Here is a 21,888-nt window from a genome sequence, read left to right as displayed (position 1 = left end):
GCTGATGGCCTGTACGCCAGCCACGCCTGAAATCCGGGCGTGGCTGGCTGGGTACTCAAAAGCTGTCGCTGGTGCTGAAGCCCCCACCACCGCTGCTGCTGGAGCTGGAAAAACCGCTACTGCTCGAACTTGAACTACTGGAGCCGGAGCTCGACCAACTGCTCGACGAAGAGCCGCTGGATGACGAGCTGCGCGGCACCAGGCGCCGGCCACTTTGCAGCAGGGTTTCCAGGGCGTGCAGGCTGAGATCGCGCGTCATGTAGTCGGCCAGCAAGCGGTCGAAGCTCAAGCTGGTGTTATAGCTGTAATCGCTGTCCCGGTAGTAATCGGTGCGCAGTGCCCGCTCCAGTTCCTTGGCTCGTTCGTAGTCACGCAGGGCGCGGTCATGCTGGTCGCGCAGGTCCGGCAAGCGCGCCTGTACATCCTGCAGGCGCGGGTACAGTTCCTTGAGCTGGGCGGCGATCTTGTCATCGTTGCTGTCCGGGGTTTTTTGCACTTCGACCAGCAGTTGTTCGATCGTTTGCGCCTGCAGGCGCTCGGTGATGTTCTGGCGGATCCGCAGGTAGTGCGGGTCCTGCTTGCCGGCAAAAGCGGCCAATTGCTGGTGCTGCTCGTTGGCCCGCGCCTTGGCAGCGGCGATATGTTTGTTCAGCGTGGTGTCTTCGCAGGTCAAAGGGTCCATGCCCGCCGCCGTTCGCGCCTGGGCCAGGTGCTGGTTAACCGCGGCTTGCCGCGTGGCAATCAGGGCCAGGCGCTCGCCTTGCTGTTCTTCGTTGCGTGTCTGCATGGCGCGCAGGATCAGCTCGTTGCTGCGGTTACCCTGGTAGTTGACGCGCTTGGCCAGCTTGTTGTCGAGCCAGCGGTGCAGAAAGTTGTAGCGGTACTGGTCGGTGCCGTAATCACGTTTGAGCAGGTGGTAATAGATCGGGTTGGCACTGTAGGAGGGCAGCTTGTCGACGCACTCCTGGCGGATCTCGGCGTAGCCGGTAATCGCTTCGCGATTGGCCTCTTGCGCGGCGAGCAGTTGCTCCTCCAGCTCGCACCAGGCAGGTTCGAGCGCCAGTTGCTCCTTCACCTGGCGCTCGATGCTTTCAATACGCTCGCGCACGGTGTGCTGGCTGGTCAGCGAGGCGGCAATATCGCTTTCGACCTGGGCAAGCTCCGCGCGCAGTTGCACTTCGGCCTCCTGGCGTGCCTGCAATTGCAGCAAGGTGTCCTGGTCGAGGGCCGGGCGATGTTCAAGCTTGAGCGTGACGATATTGCTCAGGCGCGTGAGGATGTCCTGCTCCAGGCGTGCTTCCTGATCGCTCAGGGCCGACAACATCTGTTCGGCACTGCGCAGCAAGGCCTCGCTGCTGCGGGCGTTCTGTGCCACGGTGCTGGTGAGGGTACTAGGCGTCATGTGTTCACCAGTCCAGGATCATGTCAGGGTTGCTTGTGGTGCGCTGGTTGAAGCGCAGGGTCAGCGAATTGGCAGCCTTGCTGCCCATCATGCGCTCATCGACATGGCCGTCGTCGAGCTTGTCCTGCTTGACCTTGAGGTATTCGGCCTGGCTGACGCGCACGCCGAACAAGCGGGTCCAGCGTTGTTTGCCGGTTTCAGAGCTGGTGACCGGGACATTGGCGCTGATGCCAGCCGGGTCGGTGGCCTCGACCACCAGGAACCAGCTCTTGCCTTTGTCGGTGGCCTCGCCGCGGTTGCAACCGGCGGCGTCGTAGCAACGCTCGACCCCGGACTTGATCCCGGTGCGGTCCACGACCTGGATCGTCAGCGCAACGGCCGCGAAGTCGAGCATCTGCTCAAGATGCTTAAGCTGACCTTGGGCCTGGAAGGTGTCCTGGGTGTCCAGGCTGTTGCTGGCTTGCGCGAACAGCGCTTGCAGTTGCGCACGATCGCCAGCGGCCAGGGGCATCGCCTTGAAGCGCTGCAGCAGTTGCTCGCGCAGGGTGAACTGCTCCAGCAAGCTGCTGGTATAAAGGATCTGCTCAGCCAGTTCGTTGACCTGCCGGGTGGCTGTTTTCAGCGTTTTATCGTCCTTGACCTGCAGCAGTTGCTGGTCGGCCAAGCTGGCAAGCTCCTTGAGCTTGGCAAACCGCTTGATGCCTTCCAGGTAGGTCGGTGTGGCCAACAGGCTGGCCAGCTCATCGCGCTGTTTGTAGATGCCCTCGACCGTGGCTAAGGCGTACCGGCTCTCGTACAGGTTGTCGCGGGCCTGCTCGAGCTGCGCCTCACGCTGCTCGACCAGCGCCTTGACGCTGTCGCGGTTGGTCTTGTGGATGAAATCCGGCACATCGCTGGCAAAGCTCTGATCCAGTGGCGGCAAGGTTTGCCGGACGTACTCGAGCAGGCGGCTGACAGCGGCATCGGGCTGTGCCACAGCCTTTTGCTGCAATTGCTCAAGCTTCTCGTGCTGCTGCTGGATGTTGCTGCGCAGGTCTTGATCACGACGAAGCAGCTCACGGGCACTGTTCTGGACTTCCACCGTCACGCCGGTGTCATGGGCGATGCGTGTGCACTGGGTGATCAGCGCCGCGGCAATGAGCGCCAGAAACAGCTTGTAGAGCTGGCTGCGCGCCATTGATGCCTTGCTCAGCAGCCTTTGCCACCCACTCAGCGGCGGGGCTTCGAACATCAGCCGACGGGCGAAGAACTCGCGCACGCCCTGGTCGATCAGCGCCTCGTCGAAGGCGATGTTGTGGCTCTGGTAGTAGTCACGAATACGCGCCGCGACTTCGGCGCGGCGCTTGGGCAGGTTCAGGTGTTCCTGGAGCTGCATCTGCTGGTGGCGCAATTCGTCGACGAACGCCATCGCTCCGAGCTGTTCGGAGAGTGGAATGCTACTCATCAGGCCGCCTTGCTGAGCAGCGCGGCGAATTTACGTTTGGCATCCTCGACCGCGGCGGCGATGTCGCGCGAAGCGTTGCTCGATTCTGCCCGGTAGGTTTCGGTGAGGCTGTTCATGTCGGTCTGGAACGACAGCGTGGCATCGGCCAGGGCGCGCACCGAATCGACCTTGATGGTCGAGCCGTAGCTGGCCTTGACCGCGGCTTCAAGCTGCTGGTTGCCGGTGCTGCCCAGGGCTTCGAGGCCCTTGCTGATACCGTCAGTGGTGGCGTTGAGGGTATGGGTGGCCTCGGCCAGGCCGCTGTTGGCGGTGAACGACACGGCCAGGCCGGTGAGTACCACTTCGTTGGTCGAGAAGAACGAGACCATGCGCTGGTACTGGCGCTCCTTGATCACGTGCACCTGGTTGATCCGGGCGAAGACCATCTCGGCAGTGTTGTAGCCGACCTTGAGGTCATCGGCGATGTCCTTGACGATCTGGTAGCGCTTGTCTTCATCCTGCAGGGCGCGCACGGCTTCGTCGCGGCGCAGTTCCAGGGCCGCGCGTTGGGCCGGCTCGGCCGATTCGGCGGCGGCGACCTGCTGGTTGGCCTCATTCAGTTCGGCGGTGCGCTGTTCCAGGGCCTGGCCGGCAATGGCCAGCACCTGCTGGGCTTCGACCTCGGCGGCTTTCATGGCCATGCGAAAGTCCATATAGGATTCGAGGATCACCGTCTCGCGGCTGATCTGGTCGTTGGCCGACTTGCACACCTGCAGGTAGTTGTCGCGAATGTCGTTGAAGCGGCTGGGGATCGAGCCGCGGCGCATGTTCATCCAGGCCAGCTTGAGTTTTTCCATGCTGTCCAGGCGCCCGTCGTCCATCCAGCCGGCCATGGCGGCAGCGTCTTCACGGATCGAGGTGAAGCTCTGGGTGATGTCCATGAAGCGGGTGGAGATGTCCATGCCCTCGATCTGCTCGCGAACCATGCCGTTGAAGGCGGTGGACTGCTGCAGAACCGTGGCGATGGAGGTGACCTTGGTGGTGTCGTATTGTGCAACGCGGTCCAGCAACACCAGGACAGGCGCGTCCTGAACGGGGCGAACGAGGTTGATGCCGATGGTGCGCAGGCCGCTCAGTGCCCGCTCGAGGTAGTTGCTCATCGAGTGTCCTTTCATGATGTGCGCGCAGCGCAAGGTAAAGCGAGGAGGGGAGTATACCGGGGCTTGTCGGTAAGCTGACCGACGATTTTCACAGGCGCAAACGAAAGTGCCCGCCTCGGGAAGGAGGCGGGCACTTCAGTTGCAGCGTACAGCTCAGGCTGTGGCTCAGGCGGCCTTGGCTGCTTGTTGGCTCAGCGAGCGGTTCAGGGCACTGAACAGTGCCTTGAAGCTGGCCGTGGTGATGTTTTCATCGATACCCACGCCGTGCACTGGGCGGCCACCAGCGACGCGCAGTTCGATGTAGGCCGCCGCCTTGGCGTTGGTGCCGGCACCAATGGCGTGCTCGTTGTAGTCCATGATTTCCACGGCGATCGGCAAGCCGGCCACCAGGGCTTCGAGGGCGCCGTTGCCCTTGCCGCGCCAGTGCAGGGTGGTTTCGCCCTCTGCGGCGACTTCCACCTCCACCGCGCTGTGGCCGTTCTCTTCCTGCAGGCGATGGCTGACCAGGGCGTATGGCGAGTTGGCCTGCAGGTACTCGCGGTGCAACAGCGAGTGGATCTGCTGGGCGGTCATTTCCAGGCCCAGGCGGTCGGTTTCGCCCTGCACCACCTGGCTGAACTCGATCTGCATGCGCCGTGGCAGGCTGATGCCGTATTCCTGTTCGAGCAGGTAGGTGATGCCGCCCTTGCCCGACTGGCTGTTGACGCGAATCACAGCTTCGTAGCTGCGGCCGATGTCAGCCGGGTCGATCGGCAGGTACGGCACTTCCCACTTGGCGTCTTCTTTCTGCTGGGTGAAGCCTTTGCGGATGGCGTCCTGGTGCGAGCCGGAGAACGCGGTGTGCACCAGGTCACCGACGTACGGATGACGTGGGTGCACGGGGATCTGGTTGCACTCCTCGACCACCTTGCGCACGCCGTCGATGTCGGAGAAATCCAGCTCAGGGTCGATGCCCTGGGTGTAGAGGTTCAACGCCAGGGTCACCAGGTCGACGTTGCCGGTGCGCTCGCCGTTGCCGAACAGGCAGCCTTCGACACGGTCGGCGCCAGCCATCAGGCCCAGCTCGGTGGCGGCTACGCCAGTGCCACGGTCGTTGTGGGTGTGCAGGCTGATGATCACGCTGTCGCGGCGGTTGACGTTGCGGCCGAACCATTCGATCTGGTCGGCATAGATATTCGGCGTCGAGACTTCGACGGTAGCCGGCAGGTTGAGGATGATCTTGTGCTCAGGGGTCGGGTTCCACACCTCGATCACTGCGTCGCAGACTTCCTTGGCGAACTCAAGCTCGGTGGCGCTGAACGTCTCCGGCGAGTACTGGAAGGTCCACTGGGTTTCCGGCTGCTGGGCGGCGTATTTGACGAACAATTTTGCCGCGTTCACCGCGATGTCTTTCACGCCTTGCTTGTCCTGGTTGAAGACAATGCGGCGGAACGACGGGCTGGTGGCGTTGTACAGGTGAACGATGGCCTTTTTCGCCCCGCGCAGGGATTCGAAGGTGCGCGCGATCAGGTCTTCACGGGCCTGGGTCAGCACCTGGATGGTGGTGTCGTCCGGAATGTGGCCATCTTCAATCAGGGTACGCACGAAGTCGAAATCGGTTTGCGACGCGGACGGGAACGAGGCTTCGATTTCCTTGACGCCAACGCTGACCAAGGTCTTCCAGAAGCGCAGCTTCTTCACCGCATCCATCGGTTCGATCAACGACTGGTTGCCATCACGCAGGTCCGAGCTGCACCAGATCGGCGCCTGGGTGATGGTCTTCGAAGGCCAGGTGCGGTCCGGCAAGTTGACGGTCGCGAAGGCGCTGTATTTTTTCGAAGGGTCTTTGAGCATGGTCATGAAGGCAATCCTTGAATGTGCGGCCTTGAAAGGGGCCCGCCGAACGAAAACGAGATGAAAAGGCGAGGCGACGCGATTCAGCTTGGTAGTCGTGCACTGACCAGGCAGAGGCTGCGGTGTTGACGAAGCAGGATGAGGGTCTGAAAGGTTTTCATGGCTTCAACCCTAACCAGTGGGGTTAAAGATGGCAAGCCTTGCAAAAAGATTGAGAGAAATGCTTAAAAAATGCAGATTGTCGAGATTTTATGGCGGGTAATTTATGAAAAGACCGCGCCAGTTGCGCGGTCTTTTTGAATGGCGCAAACCAGGCGTCAGGGCTGGAAGGCACCGATGAAGATCGCCGGATCGACCCGCGCATCGTTGAGGCTGACGTTCCAGTGCATGTGCGGACCGGTGGCGCGGCCGGTCGCGCCGACGCGGCCAACCACGGCGCCGCGGCTGAGCTGCTGGCCGGGCTTCACGTCGATCCTGGACATGTGGCAGAACATGCTGATGAAGCCCTGGCCATGGTCGACGAACACCGTGTTGCCGTTGAAGAAGTAGTTGCCGATCAGGATCACCTTGCCGTTGGCCGGAGTCTTGATCGGCGTGCCGGCGGGTACGGCGAAGTCCAGGCCGGCGTGCGGGTTGCGCTCCTCACCATTGAAGAAGCGGCGCACGCCGAACTTGCTCGACAGCGGGCCATTGACTGGTTTGTCGAGGATCAGGTTGCTCGGCAGGGTGGGGCTGAAGCTGCGATAGGCCTTGATCTGCTCGGCAAGCTCGGCATCGATGCGCTTGAGGTCGGCCGGGTCGGGATTGACCTGGCGTTTGTTCTTCAGGGTGATGCGCTGCTCCGGGTACTTCTTGCTGCCCACGGTGAAGCTAAGGGTGCGGCTGCCCAGGGTGAGCTGTGCAGTGCCGGGCTTTTGCGTCAGCGGCAGGCCGACGATGGCCAGCCAGGTGTCCTGTTCCCTGACCACCAGCACCGGCTTGCCATCGAAGCGGGCGCTGGGTGCCGTGGCGGCCGGGCCCAGATCGATCACGGCGACGCCGCCGGGTACCGGCTTGTTCAGTTGGCGGGTGATGTAGCTGGCCTGGGCATTGCTGGCGAACATCAGGCATAGCAGTAACAGTGGGGCAAACAGACGGCGCATGATTCAGTCCAGTAAAGAGAGCGTGACCGGAGTCAGGTGGTTGTCTTCGACCCGCACCTGCAGTTCGCCTTCGCCCAGGCGGGCGGTCAGGCGCTGGCCATTGTGGGTCTGGGTGGCAGTGCGGATGGCCTGGCCACGCTCATCGAGCAGGATGCTGTAGCCACGGCCCAGGGTCGCCAGGGGACTGACCACGTGCAGGGTCTGGGCCTGCGCTTGCAGGCGTTGGCGACGATCCTTGAGCGTCTCGCGCATGGCCCGCGGCAGGCGTTCGGCGAGGCTGTCCAGACGCTGCTTGAGCAGGGCCAGGGTGCGCCCGGGGTGTTGCGCGGCCAGGCGTGTGTCCAGGCGCGCGAGGTGCTCGCGACGCTGGTTCAGGCGCTGCGCGAAGGCGCGGCGCAGGCGCATGTCCAGATCGTCCAGGCGCTGGGCCTGCTGGCGCAGGCGTTCGCCCGGATGACGCAGGCGCCGGGTCAGGCTGTCCAGGCGCAGGCGCTCGTGCAGCAGGCGGCTCTGGATGCGTAGCAGCAGGCGGCGCTTGAGGCTGTCGATGCGCCGTTGCAGGTCGCTGCTGTCCGGCGCCAGCAGCTCGGCGGCGGCAGACGGCGTCGGGGCGCGGACGTCGGCGACGAAGTCACTGATCGAGACATCGGTTTCATGCCCGACAGCGCTGACGATGGGGGTCTTGCAGGCGGCGATGGCGCGGGCCACGGCCTCTTCGTTGAAGCACCAGAGGTCTTCCAGCGAGCCGCCGCCGCGGGCCAGGATCAGTGCGTCGAAGCCGCGGCTGTCGGCCAATTGCAGGGCGCGGACGATCTGGCTGATGGCTTCGCGGCCCTGCACGGCGGTGGGGATCAGGGTCAGCTCAACTTGCGGCGCACGGCGTCGGAACACGCTGATGATGTCGCGGATCACCGCGCCGGTGGGCGAGCTGACGATGCCGATGCGCTGCGGGTGAGCGGGCAGGGCGAGCTTGTTTTCAGCACTGAACAGGCCTTCGCCACCGAGCTTTTCCTTCAGCGCTTCGAAGGCCAGGCGCAGGGCACCGTCGCCGGCCGGCTCGACGGTGTCGAGGATCAGTTGGTAGTCGCCACGGCCTTCGAACAGCGAGACCTTGCCGCGCACCTTGACCGCCAGGCCGTCGCGCAGGGCCTGGCGGACCCGAGCGGCGTTCTGGCGGAACAGTGCGCAGCGCACCTGGGCGCCGCTGTCCTTGAGGGTGAAGTAGACATGACCGGAGGCCGGGCGGGCGAGGTTGGAAATCTCGCCTTCGACCCAGACATTGCGGAACACGTCTTCCAGCAGCACCCGGGCGCGGCCGTTGAGTTGGCTGACGGTCAGGACTTCGCGGTCCAGGCCGAGTCTTTCGAAGGGGTCTTTGATCATGGGCTGCATCATAAAGGATTGTGGCTTGGGGGTGTCAGTGGGGGCAGTGGTGTCTGCATCGCTGGCTTGCCAGCGATTGGGGCCCTTAGCCTTGAATATGACTCACAAACTGCTCAACCAAAGCCCCTGCATCGCGCCGATAGGCCATCGCCACCGTGCTGCGGCAACCCTCATCAGCCAGCGCAATGAAGCGCAGCGAAGGCGGGGCAATCTGCGCCATGCATTGCGGCAGCAAGGCCACCCCAAAGCCTGCCTGGATCAACTGCAACTGGGTGGTCTTGCGCGATACCACCCGCGCCGCCCTGGGAAAGAACCCTTCACGCATGCACAGTTCGGCTGACAGGTAACTCAGGCCGCCACGCTGGCGATGGGGGATGGAAATAAACGCCTGCTCACGCAACTGCGCCAGGCGCACGCTGGTTTCCCGCGCCAATGGATGATCCTCGGCGACCGCCAGCAGCAACGGCTCTTCGAACAGCGGTTGCACGCACAGGCCTTCATGTTGACGCAGGACCGGCAAGCGCAGCAGGCCGACTTCCAGGCGACCTTCAGCCAATTCCACCAACTGCGCCTCGGACGACTGTTGGGCGATTTCCATGGACACGCCCGGGTTGTCGTGCAGATAGCCGCTGAGCCGTGCCAGCAACTGCCCGGTCAATGGTACGGTGCTGGAATGGTTGAGGCGCAGGCTGCCACGCACGCCCTGGCCAACCTCACGGGCCAGGCGTTCGGCTTTTTCCAGGTCCACCAGCAAGGTCCGCGCCCTGGGCAAAAAGGCCTGGCCCGCTGCGGTGAGGCGCGGCTGGCGGGGGGTGCGCTCGAACAGCAGGGTGTCGAGCTGCGATTCCAGCTCCTTGACCTGCCGGCTCAGGGCCGACTGGGCGATGAACAGGCGTTCGGCCGCAGCGCTGAAGCTACCGCTTTCGGCGATTTCGACGAAGTAACGCAACTGACGGGTAGAAATCATTGGTGCTATGCCGTTTCAAGATGGCTGATCAGGTAATTGCATATTAGTCGGCATGGCTTGCCTCTGGCTAAAGTTTCCCGACCTCCTCTGATGAAAGCCGCCATGATCCCGACCCTGTTTGCCCAATTGCCCTTTACCTCCCTCGACTGGCTGCCGATCCTGCTCGGCGTGGCCGCAGCCTATGTCGTCTTCGGCATCGCCGGTTTCGGCACCGCGTTGGTGGCCGGCCCCGTGCTGATCAACTTCATGCCGCTGTCGCGGATCATCCCTTTGCTGGTGTTGCTGGACTTTGTCGCCGCCTTCGGTAACTGGCTGCCGGCGCGCAAAGCGGTGGCGCGCCCGGAACTGATGCGCCTGCTGCCGTGCATGGCGTTGGGCTGCACCCTGGGCGTGGTGTTTTTGCTCAACCTCAAGTCCGACCTGTTGCTGTTGCTGATGGGTTTGTTCATCAGCGCCTATGCCCTGTACAGCCTGGCGGTGAAGGTCAAGCCGGCGCAGTTGTCTGCCGCCTGGTCGGTGCCGATGGGGACGGCAGGCGGCCTGTTCGGTGCCTTGTTCGGCAGCGGTGGCTTTCTATACGCCCTTTACCTCAATGCCCGCCTGCCTTCCAAGGAACAGGCGCAGGCAACCCAGAGCGCGTTGATCAGTTGCAGCACGGTGGTGCGCCTGAGCCTGTTCCTGATTGCCGGTGTGTATGCCGACCGGCCGCTGTTGCTGCTGGCGCTGTGCTTGTTGCCGATGATGGCGTTCGGGGTGTACCTGGGCCGGCGCCTGACCCTGAACATGTCGCGCGACACCTTCGTACGCCTGGTCACCTGGCTGGTGCTGGCCAGCGGCATTGCCCTGATCGGCCGCTACCTGAGTGCGGTAAACTGGTACCTTTGAACCTGTTTGGCCGCTGTCATGACAACCCAGAGCATTATTGTCCCGAAGATTTCCACCGTCCCCGTGCATGAGGCCCGCGCCCGGGCAATCCTGCGCTGGCTGGTGCGCGAGAAGGTCGTCGAGGAGCAACTGAGCACCTGCGGCAGCACCGGCAACCGCATGGCCTACGCCATCGCCGAAGGTGCGCGCAAAGTGGTCGAGCATCCCGAGTTGCTGCCGTATGGTCAGCCGGTCAATGGCCTTGAGGTCATTACCAAGCGCTGCATCTATACCCCGACCGAAGGGTTTCTCGAAGAAGCCGGCTGCGCCGAGTGCCGCAAGGAAGTCGGCGTGGCGCTGTTCGAAAGCCTGGAGGACTGGATGCCCGGGCGAACGGAAAACTTCATCTGCCCATTGTGTGGTCATGAAGACGACATCAACGGCTTTCTGTTCCTGCAACCGTGCGCATTTTCCAATCTCGGTTTCATCTTCAATAACTGGAGCGCAGCGGGGTTCAAGCAGGCTTTTCTGGATAACTTCGCCGATTGGCTGGACCACCCGGTAGCCGTGGTGCAGGTAACTCGCGCAGGCAACTGACCGAAGGCCCATCTTTGCATTGAGCGAAGGGCACTGGATGAGTATAATGGCGCGCTTCCATTTTTCCCGCCCGGGAGCCCCCGCGATGCTGCGTATCAGCCAAGAAGCCCTGACCTTCGACGACATTCTCCTAGTGCCTGGTTATTCAGAGGTGCTACCCAATGAAGTCAGTCTCAAGACCCGTTTGACCCGTGGCATCGAGCTGAATATTCCGTTGGTTTCCGCCGCCATGGATACCGTGACCGAAGCCCGTCTGGCCATTGCCATGGCCCAGGAAGGCGGCATCGGCATCATTCACAAGAACATGACCATCGAGCAGCAAGCTGCCGAAGTGCGCAAGGTCAAGAAGTTCGAGGCTGGCGTGGTCAAGGACCCGATCACCATCGAGGCCGACGCCACGGTACGTGACCTGTTCGACCTGACCCGGCTGAACAACATCTCCGGCGTACCGGTGCTGCACGATGGCGACCTGGTCGGTATCGTCACCTCCCGTGACGTGCGCTTCGAAAACCGTCTGGATGCCACCGTCCGTGAAGTGATGACGCCTAAAGAGCGCCTGGTCACGGTCAAGGAAGGCGCCGACAAGAACGAAGCCCGCGAGCTGCTGCACAAGCACCGCATCGAGCGCGTGCTGATCGTCGACGACAACTTCGCCCTCAAGGGCATGATGACCGTCAACGACATCGAAAAAGCCAAGGCCTACCCGCTGGCCAGCAAGGACGACCAGGGTCGCCTGCGCGTCGGTGCTGCGGTCGGTACCGGCAAAGACACCGGTGACCGCGTTGCGGCGCTGGTTGCCGCTGGCGTTGACGTGGTGGTGGTCGACACTGCGCACGGTCACTCCAAGGGCGTGATCGATCGCGTTCGCTGGGTCAAAGAGAACTTCCCGCAGGTTCAGGTCATCGGCGGCAACATCGCCACCGGCGCTGCCGCCAAGGCCCTGGCCGAAGCCGGCGCTGACGCGGTCAAGGTCGGTATCGGCCCGGGCTCGATCTGCACCACCCGTATCGTCGCCGGTGTCGGTGTGCCGCAGATCAGCGCCATCGCCAACGTCGCTGCGGCCCTTGAAGGCACTGGCATCCCGTTGATCGCCGACGGTGGCATCCGCTTCTCCGGTGACCTGTCCAAGGCCATCGTTGCCGGTGCTTCGGCCGTGATGATGGGCTCGATGTTCGCCGGTACCGAAGAGGCTCCGGGCGAGATCGAACTGTTCCAGGGTCGCTCCTACAAGGCTTATCGCGGCATGGGTTCGCTGGGCGCCATGTCCCAGGCCCAGGGTTCCTCCGACCGTTACTTCCAGGACTCCTCGGCCGGCGCCGAGAAGCTGGTACCGGAAGGTATCGAAGGCCGCGTGCCGTACAAGGGCACCCTGACCGCGATCATCCACCAGCTGATGGGCGGCCTGCGCTCCTCGATGGGTTACACCGGCAGTGCCAACATCGAAGAGATGCGCACCAAGCCTGAGTTCGTGCGCATCACCGGTGCCGGCATGGCCGAGTCCCACGTGCATGACGTACAGATCACCAAAGAAGCGCCAAACTATCGGGTCGGCTAACGCCTCCAGCGGCAAGTGACAAGCTTCTAGCTCCAAGCGGTAGTTGCTCTGCAGCGGCTACCGCGTAATTCCCGAACAACTTGCAGCTTGCAGCTTGAAGCTTGCAACTGCATCAGAGATTGAGTCATGGCCCTCGACATTCACGCTCACCGCATCCTGATCCTCGACTTCGGTTCCCAGTACACCCAGCTGATCGCCCGCCGCGTGCGCGAAATCGGCGTGTATTGCGAACTGCACCCGTTCGACATGGACGATGAAGCGATTCGCGAATTCGCCCCGCGCGGCATCATCCTCGCCGGTGGCCCCGAGTCCGTGCACGAAGCCGACAGCCCGCGCGCGCCACAGGCCGTCTGGGACCTGGGCGTACCGGTGTTCGGTATCTGCTACGGCATGCAGACCATGGCCGAACAGCTGGGCGGCAAGGTTGAAGGCTCCGAGCTGCGTGAGTTCGGCTATGCCCGCGTCGATGTAGTCGGCAAGAGCCGCCTGCTCGATGGCATCGAAGACCACGTCGATGCCGACGGCGTCCTCGGCCTGGACGTGTGGATGAGCCACGGTGACAAGGTCACCCGCATCCCGGAAGAGTTCCACATCCTGGCCAGCACCCCGAGCTGCCCGATCGCCGGCATGGCCGACGACACCCGTGGCTACTACGGCGTGCAGTTCCACCCGGAAGTGACCCACACCAAGCAGGGCGGTCGCATCCTCTCGCGCTTCATCCTCGACATCTGCGGCTGCGAAGCACTGTGGACGCCGTCGCACATCGCTGAAGACGCCATCGCCCAGATCCGCGCCCAGGTTGGCAGCGACAACGTCCTGCTCGGCCTGTCCGGCGGCGTCGACTCCTCGGTGGTCGCAGCCCTGCTGCACAAGGCCATCGGCGACCAGCTGACCTGCGTGTTCGTCGACAACGGCCTGCTGCGCCTGCATGAAGGCGAGCAAGTGATGGCCATGTTCGCCGAGAACATGGGCGTCAAGGTAATCCGCGCCAACGCCGAAGAGCAGTTCCTGACCAACCTGGCCGGCGAGGCTGACCCTGAGAAGAAGCGCAAGATCATCGGTCGCACCTTCATCGACGTGTTCGATGCCGAGTCGAACAAGCTGCACAACATCAAGTACCTGGCCCAGGGCACCATCTACCCGGACGTGATCGAGTCGGCTGGCGCCAAGAGCGGCAAGGCCCACGTGATCAAGTCGCACCACAACGTCGGTGGCCTGCCGGAAGAGATGAACCTCAAGCTGGTCGAGCCGCTGCGCGAGCTGTTCAAGGACGAGGTTCGCCGCCTTGGCCTGGAGCTGGGCCTGCCGTACGACATGGTCTACCGTCACCCGTTCCCGGGCCCGGGCCTGGGCGTGCGCATCCTTGGCGAAGTGAAGAAGGAATACGCCGACCTGCTGCGTCGCGCCGACCACATCTTCATCGAAGAACTGCGCAAGGCCGACTGGTACCACAAGGTCAGCCAGGCCTTCGTGGTGTTTCAGCCGGTGAAATCGGTGGGCGTGGTCGGTGACGGCCGTCGTTACGCCTGGGTCGTGGCCCTGCGTGCGGTCGAGACCATCGACTTCATGACCGCCCGTTGGGCGCACCTGCCTTACGAGCTGCTGGAAACCGTCAGCGGCCGGATCATCAACGAGATCGAAGGCATCTCCCGCGTCACCTACGACGTGTCGAGCAAGCCGCCAGCGACCATCGAGTGGGAATGATCCCGCTGCGTGAAGCGCTGTAGCGCGTGAAGCAAACGCCCCGACATGTCGGGGCGTTTGTTTTTTCAGGCCTCGGTCATCCCCATGAGCTTGAGCGCCGCGGCCAGTTCGCGCAGGTCGTTGAAGCGCCGCCTGTGGACGCGCGGCCAGGAGGGTCGGTCGATTGAGACATGGTCCTCGGTAACGCGAATAACGGTGCGTACGATCGAACGGTCGATGCTGCGATGGAACAGCAGGGTTTGGTCGCCCTGGCGTTCGATCAGGAACATACCGGTCCGCGACAGGCGAGCTTCGTGGGTAGCCACTACATCGGCAGCCCACGAGCCCGGAGTCACCATTCGCAGGACCAGGTCGTTCTTGATGAAGCGTGGTGGCCCGTTTTTGGACAGCTCGCCAAACCTGCCTTCATCGACAAACAGGCCGACAGTGGTTCCTGCCTCGGCATCGGCTACCCGCAGGCCAATGGCCTGGTTCAACTCACTGAGCCCTGGCACCTGCTCGAAGGTATTGGCGTGGGTTTCGCCTACCAGTGCAATCCAGCGTCCCGGGCTTTGCTGTTCTACAGCACTGATGATTGAAGTGGCATAGCGATTCATCATTTCGATGCGCAGGGTGTCTTTCGGATCCACCAGGCCCGTCTGACGGTAGCTGGCCATGCAGTCAATTGCCTGGATACGCAGGTGGTTGCGCTGCGCGGTCTTGACCAGGTTGAGAAAGGTGAACTGGCCTGACGGGTCGGTTCCGAACCCGCTATCAAGGCTCTCCAGGTATTTGTTCAGGCCTTGGGGCATCGTCCCTGTGCGCATGAAAGTATCCAGGTCGGCCTGATGGAAGTCGGTCAGTAAATGCTCCATGTACAGCGTGCGAACTCTTTGCTTGGCAAGCACCTCCATGTTCTCGATCAGGAACTTCTTGCTCGCAATCGAGCTGTGACGCTCACCAATCACCAGCCCTTCGGCGCGCTGAAAAGCCTCCTTGATAATTGACTTGGGCGTGCTGTTTGTCGGTAGCGACGGGATCTCTACACGCGGCGGCACCTGCACCCTACGAAGGTACGTACGGCTTTCCTCAGCCAACTGCTGGCGTATCCGAGTGAAAGAGGCGGCCGCTGCGTTGAGCTCGCGATCATCCATGTCTGTGTAGCCGCTGAGGAACCGGTCGCCCGGCTTGTTGGCGGCGTTTTGCAGTTTTGCGCGTAATTCGACGGGTACTTCGTAGGGCGACGGGGGCAGTACGACGGGTGTTGGCGCTACGGGGCTCGAGCCCCAGGGATGTTTGCTCCAGAACTTGCCTCCCCCTCGCAGGCCGGGCCTGGGTGGCAGTTCCCACTGGCCATTGGCGTTGAGCCTCACGGGTTGACTGCGGTAGAACGCGTACGGGTTCTGTTCATCGACGATCACCCAGGTTTTCATTTCACCAACGTAGCGCACTGCATAAGGATCACCGTTGAGGGTGATGTAGGTCTGCCTATTGAGCAGGTACGTGCCGCGCAGCTTGCCCTCCAGTTGTGGGTGTTGCCCATCGACAATGACGTTGGCGATCGGCCGCTCCAGGGGCAGGTCCAGCACCTGCGGCAGTGGACGGGTTTCACTGGCGAAGGGCGGTCGAGGTGTGCCTGCAGCGCTGGCGCTGCGTTCGGCTTCGAGTGGGTCGATGATTTCCGCGACTTCGCCGGCGGGGCTGGCACCGAATACCAGGGTGGCGTCGAAGGCGGCACTGACCGCGCTGACGATGGCGCCAGTGACACCGGCCTTGCGTTGCGCCGTGGTGTCGCCGTTCACCGCCTGATCGATGTTCAGGCCCAGGCTGGCCAGGTCCGCGCCTACCACCGCCAATGCCACTGGCCAGCACATCGCACCGATGACACCAAAGGTGTTGGTAAAGGCATTGAGATACCCGATCCACATCTGTTTGCGCAGTTCGGTGTTCGAGCGCAGTGCCGTATCAGCGTCGGCATACATGCGTTCGCGGGCCTGGTCTCGCAGGTAGCTGAACAGATCTCCGGCGATTGGCCGGTCGAGCTGGTTGATCAACGAATGGTCACCATGACCGTAACTGGTTACTAACAGTTCGATAAGGCTGTTCAGGCCGACACCCGAGCCCCGTGGCGGGTGGGCCGACAATGGAAAATGCGATTCGAAGCGGGCGAGGCTGACCAGGTCGGTACAGGCCTGTTGCAGTACCCAGATGTGCAGGTCGTTGTTGGTTTCGAAGCTGTGCAGGCTGGTTGTTTCCCCGGGCATATAGACAAACTGATGGCCTTCAGGGGAGACAATACGCACGATATCGCTGGCCAGGTAGCCGCCAATGTCGAATGTTCGAACGCTCCAGCCTTGCGCCGCCTGCACTTCAACCGCCAGTTGCTTTCGGGTTATCGGGGCGCGCAAGTCGCCTGCCACTGCCTTGAAGATCGCCTGGCAGTGCTGCGGGTACAGAGTGCCGCTTTGATAATCCTCATACGCTTTGGCGAGAAAGTTGACCTTGGCCATCAGGCGAAAATCATCGGCATGGGCTTGCCAGAAGGCATCGAGCTTGTGGTTGAACAGCGTACTGAAGTCGATCTGCCAGAATTCATTGAGCACATCCTGGCCCAGCATACGTATTTCATTGGTTTCGTTGAAAACCGGGCTGTGTGGCCCGGCCCGATAAAAGCCACCGTTCTGTTGCAGCAGATCGCTGTTGTCCTGGTCGTGGCTGTTGAAACGGCGCATGACCAACTGCGGCAAGGTCATCGACTCAAGCGGTGGGCCGTAATGTTCCCAGCCGGTGAAACTTCGGATGCTGCTCACCGCGCCAGCGAAGCGGTGCCAGTAGATTGTGTCTGGTTCCGGCGTCTTTCCGGTGAATTTGAGCAACAGATTTCGGGCAACCTCGCGGGCCATTTCCCACATGTCCGGGCATTTAGTCACCAGCGTGGTGGCGATCGTGTTGAGCGCTTGCTTCTGAGCTTGGCTGGAGGCCAGCGAATTGGAATGGACATTTAATTGATAGGGCATGTGCATCTCCTTGTAGACGAATGCCCATTGAGGAGGTCTGCGTCGTACCTGCTGTCATAGGTATTTGTTGATACAACGAAATAGATTTTTCTGGCGTTGCACTGAGCCGTTTCGCTGTCTAGCTGATGGCTGTCAGGGATACTTATTTAGGACTGATGACATCGACGTATAACCCAGGCTGAGGGCTTCTTATGCAAAGGAACTCATGTCATGGAACATTTGCAGTCTGTTGATCAGTCCAACCTGCACCTTGAGGCGGCGCGTGCATCGCTGCGCCAGCTTGCCGAAACGGTGGTCAATGCCTTCCCGGACCTGCATGCCAGCGCTCGCTTGGCGGCGATGCAACTGCTGGTCACACAAACCAACCAGCACGGGGATCCGGACAAGATCTACTGGAATCGTTTTTCCCACGCCGCCAGCAACGACCGCAGCTACACCGGTTGGGAGCACTATGGAACGCCTTATCAGTCTTGGACCTTGACCGAGTTAGTCATGCGCCGCTTTCGCGTCAGTGACCAGGACAACGCCGACCTTCTGCAGTTGTACGGCGGTTTCTACACCGAGGGGCCAGAGGCGCGGCGTTTCGATGAAAGCAATGAAGTGCGTCTGGATCCGCAAAAAGTCCTTAACGCCTTGTGGGAGATGGACTTTGGCGCCGGGTTCCAGCGCCAGCGTACGGCGTTCTGGGTCGAGCACGGTGCTGACGTGCGCGCGCTCAGCAAGCTCAATTACCTGGCGCAAGCGTTGCAGGCAGGCCTCGGTGGGCATCTGAACGAGCAGCAGTTGCAACTGGTGTTCGACGCTGTCGGCTTCGACAGCAGCGTTGCTGTGCATCTGCAGCATTTTGAACAAGTGCAGCAACCTGCTGCCGGCATTCAGCTTGCGACCTTGAGCCTGGCCGGGCAGGTGTCGTCGGCGCTGGTGTGGTTGCAGGGGCCGGGGGCACAGCCACAGCATGTGCTCTACATGCCCGGTGCGGTGCCGTCGTTCCAGGCTTTCAGTAGCCAGCGGGAACTGTTCGAATGGCTGTTTGGCTGGCTGCAGGTGGCCGCCAGCCGCGAGCAATTGTTGGCTTATTTCTCCAGCGCTCCGCAGCAGGTGCAGGGGTTGCGTGATCAACTCGCCTCCTGGGCGCAAGGCTCGGTAGAGGCATTTGCCGCTCAGGTGCAGCGTGCGCCGATCAACGGCGAGGTCTTCACCTGGATGCGCGACAACGCCCGGCAGCACATGGAACTTGAAACCGATGCGGCCCTGCGCACCAATGCCGAACTGCGTGCGCAGTTGTGGGTGGGCTACCTGGGCGTGGCTTCGCGCCTGCTCGGTGCCGTGGCGCCTGCCGGTTGGCCGTTGGCACTGCTGGCGGTGGCTGTAGGTACTGCCAGCCTTGCGTTGAACATCGAGCAGGCGGTCGATGGCGACAACCCCGAAGAGCGTCGGGCGGGCTTGCTTGGGGCCATCCTTGCCGGTGTCGATCTGCTGCTCAACCTGCCGTTTCTGCTGCCACTGGGGCGGGGGGCGGCGCAAGGGCTGGGCCCGCTTGAAGGCAATGTGATCATCGATGTGCCAGCGGCCACGAGCGGCCCCTTGCAAGGTGTCAGTAGCCTGGCTGATGGTGCCCAGTACATCGAGCTCGAGGGGGGGCCCTACCGGGTTCGCTATGACCAGGCCTTGCGTACCTGGTTGATTGTTCCTGAAGACAATCCGTTTGCCTTCAATGGCGTAATACCCGTGCGCCTGGACGAGCAGGGGCAGTGGGTCGTGCTCGAGTCCGCCTGTTTGCGCGGGGGCGGCCAGTGCCTGGGAGGGCTGACGCCCGAGCCGGCGGTCGCGATGGTGGATTATTCGCCCTTCGAGGCCGTTCCAGGCCGCTATGAAGTCCCCGAACCGGCCCGGCCTGCGGTGCGGGAACTGCTCAGTGCGAGGAACCGGCGGGCAATCGGCGGTGATTACTACGACCCGGAGTCGCCGCTGATGGAAGTGCGCGATAGCCTGGAGCAGATTCGGCAGCAATTGCGCACCGATGCCGAGACTTTCTTCACCCGGATAACCCTGCCCAGGTTCAGGATTCACCCGCCAGCGGCCTCGATCAGCCCGCAGCGGGCATTCATCGAATTGTTCGACGAGCACGCCGGCGTGGTCATCGGCGAATCGCACGCCTCGATCGCCAGCAAGCGTTGGCTGCTGGAAAACCTCACGCCGATGTATGCCAAAGGCGTACGCACGCTTTATCTCGAGCACCTGATGACCGATCTGCACCAGGCAGACCTGGACCTGTTCCATCGCAGCGGGCGCATGAGTGCGCAATTGCGGCGCTATCTGGAGCGGCTGGATGTCGGGCATCGTACCGATCCCACTGGCCGCTACACCTTCCTTGAACTGGTAAGAAAAGCCCGGGCCAACCGTATCAGGGTACAGGCTGTGGATTGTGTGGCGAGCTATCAGTTGGAGGGCCTTGAGGTTGAGCAACCGTTCAATCCGCTGCGCCAGAAAGTCATGAACTACTATGCCAACCGGGTTATTACCGCCAGGCAAGCGGAGCCTGGCGCAGGCAAATGGGTGGCGCTGGTCGGCAACACCCACAGCAACCTGTACAAGCGCGTACCAGGGCTGGCGGAACTGCAAGGGGTGCCAGGCTTGCGCCTGGTCGATGCCGGGCCGGGGCAGGCGACCGGCATTACCCTGGATGCGGGTGAATACTACTTGCCGAGCATGGGCAACCCCGACGGTATCGTACAGGGTGACTTGCGCCTGGCATTGCAGACGCAGGATCAGCCCGTTGCGTTTCGTGACGCCATTACTGCCCCGCCAGGCGTGATAAGGCCAGGTGAGTAGGCCCTGCGGCAACTCTTCACTTAATATTTCTCAATTGCAGGTGTATCGTATTCGCCCTTCATCGCCGGTACCTTGGCGCTTTTTTCGCCGGGTGCCGGCATGTTGTTCCTGGCATTACGAGGTACCTGCTGCATGTCCTTTACCCGGCGACAAATTCTCGGTGGCCTGAGCGGCCTGGTGGCGATTGGCCTGGGCGCGGGTGGTGCATCCCGTTACTGGCTGGGGCGCACCGATCCGAATGCCGGGCATGACTACGAGCTGATCGCCGCACCGCTGGATGTCGAGCTGGTCTGCGGGTTCAAGACCGAGGCCTGGGCCTTCGGTCCGTCGGCGCCGGGTACCGAACTGCGGGTGCGCCAGGGCGAATGGTTGCGGGTACGTTTCATCAATCACCTGCCGGTGGCCACCACCATCCACTGGCATGGCATCCGCCTGCCGCTGGAGATGGACGGTGTGCCATACGTCTCGCAACTGCCGGTGTTGCCGGGCGAGTACTTCGACTACAAGTTCCGCGTGCCGGATGCCGGCAGCTACTGGTACCACCCGCATGTGAACAGCTCCGAGGAACTCGGCCGCGGCCTGGTCGGCCCGCTGATTGTCGAGGAGCGCGAGCCTACCGGCTTCAAGCATGAACGCACCCTGAGCCTGAAGAACTGGCACGTGGACGAGCAGGGCGCGTACCTGCCCTTCAGCATCCCGCGCGAGGCCGCCCGTGGCGGCACTGCGGGCCGGCTGATCACCATCAATGGCCAGGCCAACGCCGTGGTCGACATGCCTGCCGGACAAATCGTGCGGGTGCGCTTGCTGAACCTCGACAACACCCTGACCTATCGCATCAACCTCAAGGGCAACTTCGAGGCGAAGGTCTACGCGCTGGACGGCAATCCCATCACCCCGCGCCCGCTGGGCAAGGACTACTGGCTGGGCCCGGGCATGCGTATCTGCCTGGCGATCAAGATGCCGCCGGCCGGTGAAGAGCTGTCGTTGCGCGATGGTCCGGTGCGCCTGGGGACCCTGCGCTCGGTGGCCAGCAGCGAAGGGCCGGGCGACTGGCCGCCGGCGCTGCCGGCCAATCCGATTGCCGAGCCGGACCTGGCCAATGCCGAGAAGCTCAACTTCAATTTCGAGTGGGTCGGCTCGGTGTCGGTGAACACCGAGAACGGCAAGCCGCCAAGCTTGTGGCAGATCAACGGCAAGGCCTGGGACATCACCGACAAGACCTGTGCCGATCGGCCGATCGCCACGCTGCAAAAGGGCAAGAGCTACATCTTCGAGCTGAAGAACATGACCCAGTACCAACACCCGATTCACCTGCACGGCATGAGTTTCAAGGTGATCGGCTCGAACAAGCGCAAGATCGAACCGTACTACACCGACACCTACCTGCTGGGCAAGAACGAGCGCGCACGGGTGGCGCTGGTGGCCGATAACCCGGGTACCTGGATGTTCCACTGCCACGTGATCGACCATATGGAAACCGGCCTGATGGCCGCGATCGAGGTGGCGTGATGCGCCAGCCGCAGATCATCGATCGCAGCCGCGATCAGCAATTCATGCGCCTGGCGCTGGAGTTGGCAGCGCAAGGCGCGGCCATGGGCGAAGTGCCGGTGGGCGCGGTAGTGGTTCAGCACGGTCAGGTGATTGGCCGTGGCTTCAACTGCCCGATCAGCGGCAGCGATCCCAGCGCCCACGCCGAGATGGTCGCCATTCGTGCCGCCGCCCAGGCAGCGAGCAACTACCGCCTGCCGGGTAGTACGCTCTATGTGACCCTGGAGCCGTGCAGCATGTGCGCCGGGCTGATTGTCCATTCGCGGATCAGCCGGGTGGTGTATGGCGCGCTGGAGCCCAAGGCGGGCGTGGTGCAAAGCCAGGGGCAGTTCTTTACCCAGGGGTTTCTCAATCACCGGGTGATGTTCGAGGGGGGCGTGCTGGCGCAGGAGTGCGGGACGATTCTGTCCGAGTTCTTCAAGGCGCGGCGGGCGAAGGCCTGAGGTGGCCTTGATCGCGGGGCAAGTCGGGTCGCCGCACCG

Annotated in this window: 15 protein-coding genes; 7 read left to right on the top strand and 8 right to left on the bottom strand. The window is 62.4% G+C overall.

Annotated elements, in window-relative coordinates; translation table 11 throughout:
* Positions 1 to 55: 55 nt before the first annotated feature.
* From UW3_RS0100455 to UW3_RS0100425, 7 genes are all read right to left on the bottom strand, one after another.
* On the bottom strand, positions 56 to 1,402 hold the full coding sequence (locus UW3_RS0100455; RefSeq protein WP_010220159.1) for a coiled-coil domain-containing protein: 1,347 nt from the start codon (positions 1,400 to 1,402) through the stop codon (positions 56 to 58).
* 4 nt (positions 1,403 to 1,406) lie between these two features.
* Positions 1,407 to 2,846, bottom strand: a complete 1,440-nt coding sequence (locus tag UW3_RS29175; RefSeq protein WP_051636697.1) for a DUF6384 family protein — start codon at positions 2,844 to 2,846, stop codon at positions 1,407 to 1,409.
* Entirely contained in the window at positions 2,846 to 3,985 is a 1,140-nt protein-coding gene (locus tag UW3_RS0100445; protein WP_010220157.1) for a hypothetical protein, read from the bottom strand. Before UW3_RS0100445 ends, UW3_RS29175 begins: the two co-directional genes overlap by 1 nt.
* A gap of 165 nt (positions 3,986 to 4,150) precedes the next feature.
* Positions 4,151 to 5,824, bottom strand: a complete 1,674-nt coding sequence (gene leuA, locus UW3_RS0100440; protein WP_010220156.1) for a 2-isopropylmalate synthase — start codon at positions 5,822 to 5,824, stop codon at positions 4,151 to 4,153.
* Positions 5,825 to 6,135: 311 nt separating this feature from the next.
* Positions 6,136 to 6,960 carry a M23 family metallopeptidase gene (locus tag UW3_RS0100435; protein ID WP_010220155.1) on the bottom strand — a complete coding sequence of 275 codons (825 nt, stop codon included), beginning with the start codon at positions 6,958 to 6,960 and terminating at the stop codon, positions 6,136 to 6,138.
* A gap of 3 nt (positions 6,961 to 6,963) precedes the next feature.
* A complete protein-coding gene (gene xseA / locus UW3_RS0100430) occupies positions 6,964 to 8,343 on the bottom strand; it encodes an exodeoxyribonuclease VII large subunit (RefSeq protein ID WP_010220154.1) in 1,380 nt (459 codons plus the stop codon).
* Between the two features lie 85 nt (positions 8,344 to 8,428).
* Positions 8,429 to 9,310, bottom strand: a complete 882-nt coding sequence (locus UW3_RS0100425; protein WP_010220153.1) for a LysR family transcriptional regulator — start codon at positions 9,308 to 9,310, stop codon at positions 8,429 to 8,431.
* A gap of 102 nt (positions 9,311 to 9,412) precedes the next feature.
* Here UW3_RS0100425 and UW3_RS0100420 point away from each other — a divergent pair, with 102 nt between their 5' ends.
* The 4 genes from UW3_RS0100420 (at position 9,413) to guaA (ending at position 14,030) form a co-directional block, all read left to right on the top strand.
* Positions 9,413 to 10,195, top strand: a complete 783-nt coding sequence (locus UW3_RS0100420; RefSeq protein WP_010220152.1) for a sulfite exporter TauE/SafE family protein — start codon at positions 9,413 to 9,415, stop codon at positions 10,193 to 10,195.
* An 18-nt stretch (positions 10,196 to 10,213) separates the two neighbouring features.
* Positions 10,214 to 10,771: a hypothetical protein gene (locus tag UW3_RS0100415; protein WP_026001132.1), complete on the top strand. Its 558-nt coding sequence runs from the start codon at positions 10,214 to 10,216 to the stop codon at positions 10,769 to 10,771.
* 85 nt (positions 10,772 to 10,856) lie between these two features.
* Positions 10,857 to 12,326 (top strand): IMP dehydrogenase, encoded by a 1,470-nt coding sequence (gene guaB, locus UW3_RS0100410; protein WP_010220150.1) that lies wholly within the window; start codon positions 10,857 to 10,859, stop codon positions 12,324 to 12,326.
* Positions 12,327 to 12,452: 126 nt separating this feature from the next.
* On the top strand, positions 12,453 to 14,030 hold the full coding sequence (gene guaA / locus UW3_RS0100405; protein WP_010220149.1) for a glutamine-hydrolyzing GMP synthase: 1,578 nt from the start codon (positions 12,453 to 12,455) through the stop codon (positions 14,028 to 14,030).
* A gap of 65 nt (positions 14,031 to 14,095) precedes the next feature.
* Here guaA and UW3_RS0100400 read toward each other — a convergent pair whose 3' ends face one another.
* A complete protein-coding gene (locus tag UW3_RS0100400; RefSeq protein ID WP_010220148.1) occupies positions 14,096 to 17,026 on the bottom strand; it encodes a membrane-targeted effector domain-containing toxin in 2,931 nt (976 codons plus the stop codon).
* 210 nt (positions 17,027 to 17,236) lie between these two features.
* Between UW3_RS0100400 and UW3_RS0100395 the strand changes: the two genes are divergently transcribed.
* From UW3_RS0100395 to tadA, 3 genes are all read left to right on the top strand, one after another.
* The gene (locus UW3_RS0100395; RefSeq protein WP_010220147.1) at positions 17,237 to 19,858 is read left to right on the top strand and encodes a membrane-targeted effector domain-containing toxin; all 2,622 of its coding nucleotides are present in this window, start codon (positions 17,237 to 17,239) and stop codon (positions 19,856 to 19,858) included.
* Positions 19,859 to 19,990: 132 nt separating this feature from the next.
* On the top strand, positions 19,991 to 21,367 hold the full coding sequence (locus tag UW3_RS0100390) for a multicopper oxidase family protein (protein ID WP_010220146.1): 1,377 nt from the start codon (positions 19,991 to 19,993) through the stop codon (positions 21,365 to 21,367).
* Complete coding sequence (tadA, locus tag UW3_RS0100385; protein ID WP_010220145.1) at positions 21,367 to 21,849, top strand: tRNA adenosine(34) deaminase TadA; 483 nt, start codon at positions 21,367 to 21,369, stop codon at positions 21,847 to 21,849. Before UW3_RS0100390 ends, tadA begins: the two co-directional genes overlap by 1 nt.
* Positions 21,850 to 21,888 lie beyond the last annotated feature (39 nt).

Origin of the sequence: Pseudomonas donghuensis (genome assembly GCF_000259195.1) — a bacterium.
GTDB lineage: Bacteria > Pseudomonadota > Gammaproteobacteria > Pseudomonadales > Pseudomonadaceae > Aquipseudomonas > Aquipseudomonas donghuensis.
The sequence above is the reverse complement of the archived record's forward strand: the minus strand, read 5'-3'. Positions and strand labels throughout refer to the sequence as shown.

Excerpts from the sequence above, each read along its gene's own strand:
- UW3_RS0100390 (WP_010220146.1), top strand. The coding sequence starts at position 19,991 with ATGTCCTTTACCCGGCGACAAATTCTCGGTGGCCTGAGCGGCCTGGTG.
- UW3_RS0100425 (WP_010220153.1), bottom strand. The coding sequence starts at position 9,310 with ATGATTTCTACCCGTCAGTTGCGTTACTTCGTCGAAATCGCCGAAAGC.
- guaB (WP_010220150.1), top strand. The coding sequence starts at position 10,857 with ATGCTGCGTATCAGCCAAGAAGCCCTGACCTTCGACGACATTCTCCTA.
- UW3_RS0100455 (WP_010220159.1), bottom strand. The coding sequence starts at position 1,402 with ATGACGCCTAGTACCCTCACCAGCACCGTGGCACAGAACGCCCGCAGC.
- xseA (WP_010220154.1), bottom strand. The coding sequence starts at position 8,343 with ATGATCAAAGACCCCTTCGAAAGACTCGGCCTGGACCGCGAAGTCCTG.
- UW3_RS0100445 (WP_010220157.1), bottom strand. The coding sequence starts at position 3,985 with ATGAGCAACTACCTCGAGCGGGCACTGAGCGGCCTGCGCACCATCGGC.
- UW3_RS29175 (WP_051636697.1), bottom strand. The coding sequence starts at position 2,846 with ATGAGTAGCATTCCACTCTCCGAACAGCTCGGAGCGATGGCGTTCGTC.
- UW3_RS0100400 (WP_010220148.1), bottom strand. The coding sequence starts at position 17,026 with ATGCCCTATCAATTAAATGTCCATTCCAATTCGCTGGCCTCCAGCCAA.
- UW3_RS0100395 (WP_010220147.1), top strand. The coding sequence starts at position 17,237 with ATGGAACATTTGCAGTCTGTTGATCAGTCCAACCTGCACCTTGAGGCG.
- UW3_RS0100420 (WP_010220152.1), top strand. The coding sequence starts at position 9,413 with ATGATCCCGACCCTGTTTGCCCAATTGCCCTTTACCTCCCTCGACTGG.
- UW3_RS0100435 (WP_010220155.1), bottom strand. The coding sequence starts at position 6,960 with ATGCGCCGTCTGTTTGCCCCACTGTTACTGCTATGCCTGATGTTCGCC.
- guaA (WP_010220149.1), top strand. The coding sequence starts at position 12,453 with ATGGCCCTCGACATTCACGCTCACCGCATCCTGATCCTCGACTTCGGT.
- tadA (WP_010220145.1), top strand. The coding sequence starts at position 21,367 with ATGCGCCAGCCGCAGATCATCGATCGCAGCCGCGATCAGCAATTCATG.
- UW3_RS0100415 (WP_026001132.1), top strand. The coding sequence starts at position 10,214 with ATGACAACCCAGAGCATTATTGTCCCGAAGATTTCCACCGTCCCCGTG.
- leuA (WP_010220156.1), bottom strand. The coding sequence starts at position 5,824 with ATGACCATGCTCAAAGACCCTTCGAAAAAATACAGCGCCTTCGCGACC.